The sequence below is a fragment of the Brevundimonas sp. genome, from assembly GCF_030656255.1.
Taxonomy (GTDB): Bacteria; Pseudomonadota; Alphaproteobacteria; order Caulobacterales; family Caulobacteraceae; genus Brevundimonas.
The window spans coordinates 1-7,658 of the sequence record NZ_JAUSOE010000102.1 but is presented as its reverse complement, the minus strand read 5'-3'; the positions used below and the strand labels follow the sequence as shown (position 1 = coordinate 7,658).

Below are 7,658 nucleotides of genomic sequence, written 5' to 3'. Positions count from 1 at the left end.
AACTTGGAGGGCTTCTTGAACTATCCCCCCGCCGAACGCTCCAGTCACGCGAAGACCTACCGGGATGCTGCGGCCTGGCTGAGGCAACTCAGAAACACCCTGATGCACGCGCCTCGTACGGAGCGTCCCGCTTACAGCCTTGATGACGAGGACTAACGATGGCCGTCGACGCCCTTGAAGTCCTGCTCAATGATCAGAAGGTCGGCGTGATCTCCGCTTTGGGCGGTGACCAATCTATCCTCTCGTTCGACGACGCCTATGCGGACGACCCGGATCGACCGACCCTCAGCCTGTCGTTCAAGGGCGAGCAAGGCGGCCTGTTGCGTGATCACAGGCCGACCCAGACACGGCTGACGCCCTTCTTTTCGAACCTGCTGCCTGAAGGCACGCTTCGCGACTACCTGGCCAAGCGCGCGGGCATCAAGCCGATGCGGGAGTACCCGCTGCTTGAGGTGTTGGGGCCGGATCTGCCAGGCGCCGTGACCGTGCGGCCGCTAGGGGAAGACGTCGTCGATGATGATGACGAAGAACACCGGGAGGATGAGAAGAATGAGGGCACCGCGGGTCTAGGCGCGCTGAGGTTCTCCCTGGCGGGGGTGCAGCTGAAGTTCTCAGCCGTCCAAAAGGCCCAAGGCGGCTTGACGATCCCGGCGAGTGGTCGCGGCGGAGACTGGATCATCAAGCTGCCGTCGATCCGATTTCGCGGCGTGGCGGCCAACGAGTTCTCCATGATGCGGCTGGCCAGCGCCATGGGCATGGACATCCCTGATGTAGAACTCGTGCCGCTCGATCAGATCGAGGGGTTGCCGGAGGGTATCGGCAAAATCGAGGAAGAGGCCTTCGCCATCCGGCGGTTCGACCGCCGGGAGGACGGCGGACGCATCCATATCGAGGATTTTGCCCAGGTCTTCGGCGTCTATCCGGGCGAAAAGTACGACAAGGGGTCTTATCGCTACCTTGCGAAGGTCCTCTGGCTCGAAACCGGCGAAGCCGGGGTGCGCGAGTTCATCCGGAGGCTGGTGTTCAACACCCTGATCGGCAATGCCGACATGCACCTGAAGAACTGGTCGCTGATCTATCGCGACGGCCGCACGCCCGAATTGTCTCCGGGTTATGATTTCCTGTCGACGACCGTCTACATCCCCGATGACAGCATGGCGCTGAAGTTCGCGCGAACGAAGCGGATGGCCGAGCTTACATTCGACGAGGTGGCCTACATGGCCGCCAAGGCCGGGTTGCCTGAAGCGCTGGCGCGAGACGAGGCAGCCCAGGCCGTTGATCGATTCCACGAGGTTTGGGGCGCTGAACGCCAACACCTGCCGATTTCTGACGACCTCGCCGCCGAGATCGATCGGCTCCTTGGCATCGTGCCCATAGCACGAAACAGGTAGGAGACGAGGGCCCGCGAAGTTTTGCGGAGCGGGAGCGCGCATGCCCTACACGCCTGACCAGATACAGGAAATCGGCGAGATGCAAGAGGAATGGGCGGTCGGACATATGCCGTGATCGTGAGCAAGGCCGCCTGGCGCCGTGGCGACCGGCGCTGGAGGCCTGTTTGGGGGGGGGCAGGCGCTCACCGGCGTGCTGCAGGGCGGTCAGTTGGACTTCCGCTTCGGCCAGGAGCAACGCGGCAAAGGGCTTGGCCTGGAGCTCTAGAGCGGAGGCGACTGATCCACATCTTGGGCCCAGCCGCCTTGACGGCCCGGCTGGCTCGACGAGGAGCGCAGGCCGGTCAGTTGGCTCCGGGCCCATTCGTGCAGCTTGCTGCGAGGATAATAGGGCGTGCGGCCAAGATGGGTGCAGGGCGGACCGTCGGATGGCTGTAGGTCGATCCCAATGGCTGCGATCTTGGGTTGCGTGCAGCGCTGATGCCAATCTTTGCGAGAAGGCGAATTTACCCTGATTGTGCCAGAAATGTGAAAATTGGTCCATTTTTAGGGTTGCGTATCGAATATTGGAGAACAATAGTTGCTCCACGTTGCGCTGCAGCATTTGTTATTGCCGATAAGTCACGCGACTTTCGGAGCCGCTGTCGCGTGCGAGGGGATGTCAGTCGATGCATATACGATCCGCCTTAACCGGCGTCGCGATGACGCTTGCCTTACTGTCCGGTGTGCCTGCCCAAGCTCAGGCTCCCGCGCTTACTCCCGCTGAGTCCGCCGCCATTACGGCGCCGGTGCAGTTTTTCCCGCAGGATCCCGGCGCAGACTATTTTCTAGCTGATTACAAGCAATACGAAGCCTATCTGAAGCTCCTGGCCGGTCAGTCGAGCAGAATGAAGCTGGAAAGCTTCGGCACGACGGCTGAGGGGCGGACGCAGTGGATGGCGATCCTATCCTCGCCGGATAACCTGGCTCATCTCGACCGTTACAAGGAGATTTCCCGCAAGCTTGCGAAGGCCGAGGGGCTGAGCGAGGCAGAGGCCGCCCAGCTGGCGGCAGAGGGCAAGTCCGTTGTCTGGATCGACGCTGGACTGCACGCCACCGAAACGGTGACGACACAGAGCCAAATCCAGATTCTCTATCGGCTGCTGTCTATGAATGATCCGGAGACCTTGCGGACGCTGGACGACGTCATCGTGCTGTTCGGCCACGTCAATCCGGACGGTCTGGACCTTGTTGCAGACTGGTACATGCGCAATCCGGTGCCGGAAGAGCGTGAGTTCCGCAGTATTCCGACCTTGTATCAGAAGTACGTCGGTCACGATAACAACCGTGACTCCTACATCTCGAACATGCCCGAGACGGAGAACGTCAATCGCGTTCAGTTCCGGGAATGGTATCCGCAGATCATCTTCAATCAGCACCAGACCGGTCCGCGCGGAATGGTGGTGTTCGTTCCGCCGTTCCGAGATCCATTCAACTATAACTACGACCCTCTGGTCATGACCAGCACTTCAGAGGTCGGCATGATTATGCACAGCCGACTGATCGCTGAGGGCAAGGGCGGATCGGGCATGAACAGTGTCGCGCCCTATTCCACTTGGCATAACGGCATGTACCGTTCGACGCCCTATTTCCATAATTCGATCGGCATTCTGACCGAGATCATAGGCGGGCCGACTCCCGAGCAAATTCCGCTGCTGCCCAATACCCAGATCGCGCGTAACGACGAGCCTCTGCCGATCAGCCCGCGCACCTGGCATCTGAAAGACAGTCTGGAATATCAGTGGACGATGAATCGCGCGGTCATCGACTACGCTTCGCGTAACCGCGAGCGGTTGCTGGCCGGCGTCTATCGCATGGGCGCCAACAGCATTCAGCGCGGCAGTCAGGACAGCTGGACGACAACGCCCCAGGACATCGATGCCTTGAAAGAGGCCGGTGCGAACAGCGCGCCGGCTGAAGGGACTGATACGCCTGAATGGGCCCGCTCCACTGGCCAGGTCGATCCCGCCCTTTACGACACTGTGCTGCGGGATCCGGCCAAGCGCGATGCGCGCGGCTACATCGTGAACCCGGCGGAACAACACGATCTGCCGGCGACGGTCGCCTTCCTCAACGCCTTGATCAAGAGCGGAGTGGACGTGGAGCAGTCAACCGCCGCCTTCACCGTCGCGGGCAAACGCTATCCGGCCGGTTCCTATGTGGTGAAGACAGCCCAGGCCTATCGCCCGCACGTGATCGACATGTTCGAACCGCAGGACCACCCCCACGACTTGGCCTACCCGGGCGGTCCCCCAAAACTGCCGTATGACGTGGCGGGCTATACCCTGGCCTATCAGATGGGCGTGTCGTTTGATCGTGTGCTCGATGGTTTTGACGGGCCGTTCCAGGAGGTGCCGGACCTGCTGAAGGCGCCCACCGGATCGGTCGTCGGCTCTGGCCGAGCAGGCTGGTTGATCGGTCACGAGAGCAACAACAGCTTCATTCTGACCAACCGCCTGCTGAAGGCCGGGACTCCGGTGTTCTGGCTGAAGGACCGCGCGGGCGCCGGCCGGACGACCTATGCCGCCGGATCCATCTGGGTCCCCGCGTCTCCCCAGGCTGCCGCGATCATCGAGTCGAGCGTGGGTGAATTGGGCATCGACGCTCAGGCTGTGAACGCCGCCCCCACGGTCGAAACCCTGGCGCTGAAGCCCGTCCGCATCGGGCTCGTCGACCGCTATGGCGGGGTGATGAGCTCGGGTTGGACCCGGTGGATGCTTGAGCAGTACGAATTCCCGTTCGAGGTCGTCTATCCGCAACGTCTCGACGGCGGCGACCTGAATAGCGCATTCGATGTCCTGGTCTTCACCGACGGCACGACCCCGCAACTGCGAGGCGGACCGTTCCGACCCGCGCGGGGCGGCGGCCTGCCGGCGCCGGAAACCATTCCTGAACAGTATCGCGCCTGGTTGGGGGAAGTGACGGAAGGCGTCACCGTTCCTCAGATCGACGCTTTCGTCCGCGGTGGCGGCACGGTCCTGACTATCGGCGGGGCCAACCGTCTGGCCACCCTGCTGAAGGCGCCGGTCGAGCCTGCTCTGTTCCGGGAGGTCGACGGCGCCCAGACGACCCTGCGCAACGAGGACTTTTTCATCCCCGGCTCGGTGTTGCGAGCTCGGATCGACACCACCCAGCCGCTCGCCTACGGCATGCCGAACGAGGCGGATATTTTCTTCTCCAACGGCCAGACCTACCATCTGGCGAGCGGGGCCAACTCGGTCGCATGGTTCGATACGGCCGAACCGCTGCGCAGCGGCTGGGGGCATGGCCAGGAGCGGCTGAAGGATACGGTCGCGGTCGCTGATGTCGATCTGGGCGAAGGCAAGCTGTTCGTCTACGGCGCGGAGGTCATCCAGCGCGCCCAACCGCATGGGACCTTCAAGCTGTTCTTCAATGGCCTGCTCTACGGCCCGGCTGTTTCGTCCGAAGAATAGAGCAAGCGCACATATAAGAAGGCATCCGGAGCGTAAAAGTTTCGGATACCTATGTATGGGTGCAATGTAATAAGATCGGCTTTTCAATAAATATTAAATAAAATGCAAAATTTATACATAAAAACATCGATTCACATATTGCGAATTTGCTGAAAGTCCCTCCCACTTGTCGCCGTCGGCGGCTCTCCACGCTCGGCGAATGGAAGGGGATAATATGAACATGCAACCGGAAATCCGGCGAAGCCGGGCGGGCTACAGAGGCTTGTTGATCGCGAGTTGCGCCTATGCGGCGCTTTCGACCACCTTGGCGCAGGCGCAGGAAACGGCGCCGCCCGAGGACGAGCAATCCGCGCAGGTCAGCGACATTGTCGTCACCGGATCGCGTATCGCGCGGCCTGACTATGTCTCGAACAGCCCGATCGTCTCCGTCTCGGCCGAGACGATCGAGAACACCGGTCAGATCACGGTCGAAAAGGCTCTGTCACAGATGCCGCAGTTCACCGGCTCGTTCGGTCAGGGCAATACGGGGAGCACCAGCACGGGTCTGAACGGCGGTCAGTCCTATGCCAGCCTTCGTGGCCTGGGCTCCAAGCGCACGCTGCTTCTGCTCGACGGTCGCCGACTGCAGCCGTCCAATCCCGACGGCTCGGTCGATCTGAACATCATCCCCGAAGCCCTGATCGGAAACGTCGAGGTCATCACCGGGGGCGCCTCTACCGCCTATGGTTCGGACGCCACAGCCGGGGTGGTCAACTTCCGCCTGAAACGTGATTTCTCGGGCCTGGAGTTGAGCACCATGTACGGCGTCAGCGACTATGGCGACGGCGAGAGCTTCCGCGTCACCGCCACGGCCGGCGAACGCTTCGCCGATGATCGCGGCCGCGCCTTCGTATCGCTGGACTATTCCAACCGCGAGCGCGCCTCTCAGTCGGAGCGGCCGTTCTTCATAAGTCGCGACCCGACCGCCAGCCTAGCGACGATCCCTCAGGGCAGCGCTCTGTTCGGCTCGAACCGTCCGACCCTGGCGGCTGTGAACGCCTTGTTCGTCGGACAGTACGGCACTGCGGCCGTCGCGGGATCAGGCGGCTTCTATAATGGTCAGATCGGCTTCAACACCGGCGACGGCACGCTGTTCAACACGGTCGGCGCCTCGCAGGTCATGAACTTCCGCGATGAGGAAACCGACGAGGCCTATATCAACGGAACCGGAACCCAGGTGAACTTCGGCTGGAACGGCGGCGACGTTCAAAGTGACAATGAGCGCTACGCCCTGTTCTCCCGGGTGGACTATGACATCACTGATAGTCTGGACTTCTTCGCTCAGGCGACGATGACCAGTTTCGAGTCGAACGGCGTCTCGAACCCGACCCTGGCGTCGAATGTCTACGGCCTGACCATTCCCGTCAGCAACCCGTTCATCTCGTCCGACTTCGCCGGCCTGCTGGCGTCGCGTCCGAATCCGACAGCGGACTTCCAGTTCTACAAGGCCTTCAACATCACCGGGCCGCGCTATCAACGCTACGCCTATGACGTCTATCAGCTGATCAGCGGCCTGTCGGGAACTGTCCCTTATCGTGACTGGACCTGGGAGGGTTATGTCAGCGTCAGCCGCGCCAAATTCGAGAACGCCCAGACCGGCGGCGTCAGCCGCTCGGCCGTCACTCAGCTGCTCTACAGCCCGACCGGGGGGACGGAATACTGTTCCGGCGGCTTCAATCCGTTCGGCAACAACATCCCATCGACCGAGTGCGTCGACTACATCTCGCGTCGGACGCTGAATACCAACGAACTGACCCAGCGTATGGCCGAGGCGACCCTGCAGGGCGGCCTGTTCACACTGCCGGCCGGCGAGGTGCGGTTCGCCGTCGGCGCCGACTATCGCTACAACAAGTTCGAGTTCACGCCGGACTCCCAGCTGGACCTGCCGGACGGCACCAGCGACATTCTCGGCTACAGCGTGCTGCGTGAAACCAGCGGCTCGGTCGATACCACCGAAGTCTATGCAGAACTTCTGGTGCCGGTGCTGAAGGACCTGCCGCTGATCCAGGAGTTCAATCTGGACCTGGGCTACCGCTTCTCGGACTACAGTTCGGTCGGCGGTGTCCATGCCTACAAGGCCGATATCGACTGGCGCGTGATTGATCCGATCCGCCTGCGCGGCGGCTGGAACCGCGCGGTGCGCGCGCCCAGCGTCGGCGAGCTCTATGCCCCAGTCTCGACCGGCAGCGTCGCTATCGGCTCGCCGAGCACGACCAACACCAACGGCGATCCCTGCGACATCCGCAGTTCGTTCCGTAACGGCCCCGACGCCGCCGCTGTGCGCGAACTGTGCCTGGCCCAAGGCATCCCGGCCTCGCTGATCGATTCCTACCAACTGGGCACAGCGCAGGTGTTCGCCCTGACCGGCGGAAATCCGGACCTTTATGAGGAGACGGCCGACACCTATTCATTCGGCGCGGTCCTCCAATCGCCGTTCCAGTCGCCGTGGCTGTCCGACATCTCCATGTCGCTGGACTGGTATCAGATCAAGGTCGAGGACGCGGTGGGCACGCTCAGCATCAGCAACGCCATCCGCTATTGCTTCAACAACGGCGGCAACAACCCGACCTTCGACCCCAATAACTATTACTGCTCGCTGATGCAGCGTAGCAGCTCGACGGGCGTGCCGGTCAATCCGAGCCAGCCGCTGCTGAACCTGGGTCAGTTCAACGTCACCGGGGTCGATCTGCAGGCGGATTGGCGCCTGAACCTAGCCGACATCGGTCTCTCGGACGAAGGTCGATTGAGCTTCGCGGTG

At 61.9% G+C, this 7,658-nt stretch carries 3 protein-coding genes; all 3 read left to right on the top strand.

What is annotated here, in order from left to right:
* Window positions 1-158 precede the first annotated feature (158 nt).
* Window positions 159-1,391, top strand: a complete 1,233-nt coding sequence (locus Q7J26_RS10425; protein ID WP_304936385.1) for a type II toxin-antitoxin system HipA family toxin — start codon at window positions 159-161, stop codon at window positions 1,389-1,391.
* Window positions 1,392-2,176: 785 nt separating this feature from the next.
* Entirely contained in the window at window positions 2,177-4,861 is a 2,685-nt protein-coding gene (locus Q7J26_RS10420) for a M14 family zinc carboxypeptidase (RefSeq protein WP_370651933.1), read from the top strand.
* 214 nt (window positions 4,862-5,075) lie between these two features.
* Window positions 5,076-7,658: TonB-dependent receptor domain-containing protein (locus Q7J26_RS10415; protein WP_304936383.1), on the top strand; the 2,583-nt coding region annotated here is incomplete at its 3' end.

What these genes read in the sequence shown, in the direction of transcription:
- Q7J26_RS10425 (WP_304936385.1), top strand. Translation starts at nt 159, where the DNA reads ATGGCCGTCGACGCCCTTGAAGTCCTGCTCAATGATCAGAAGGTCGGC.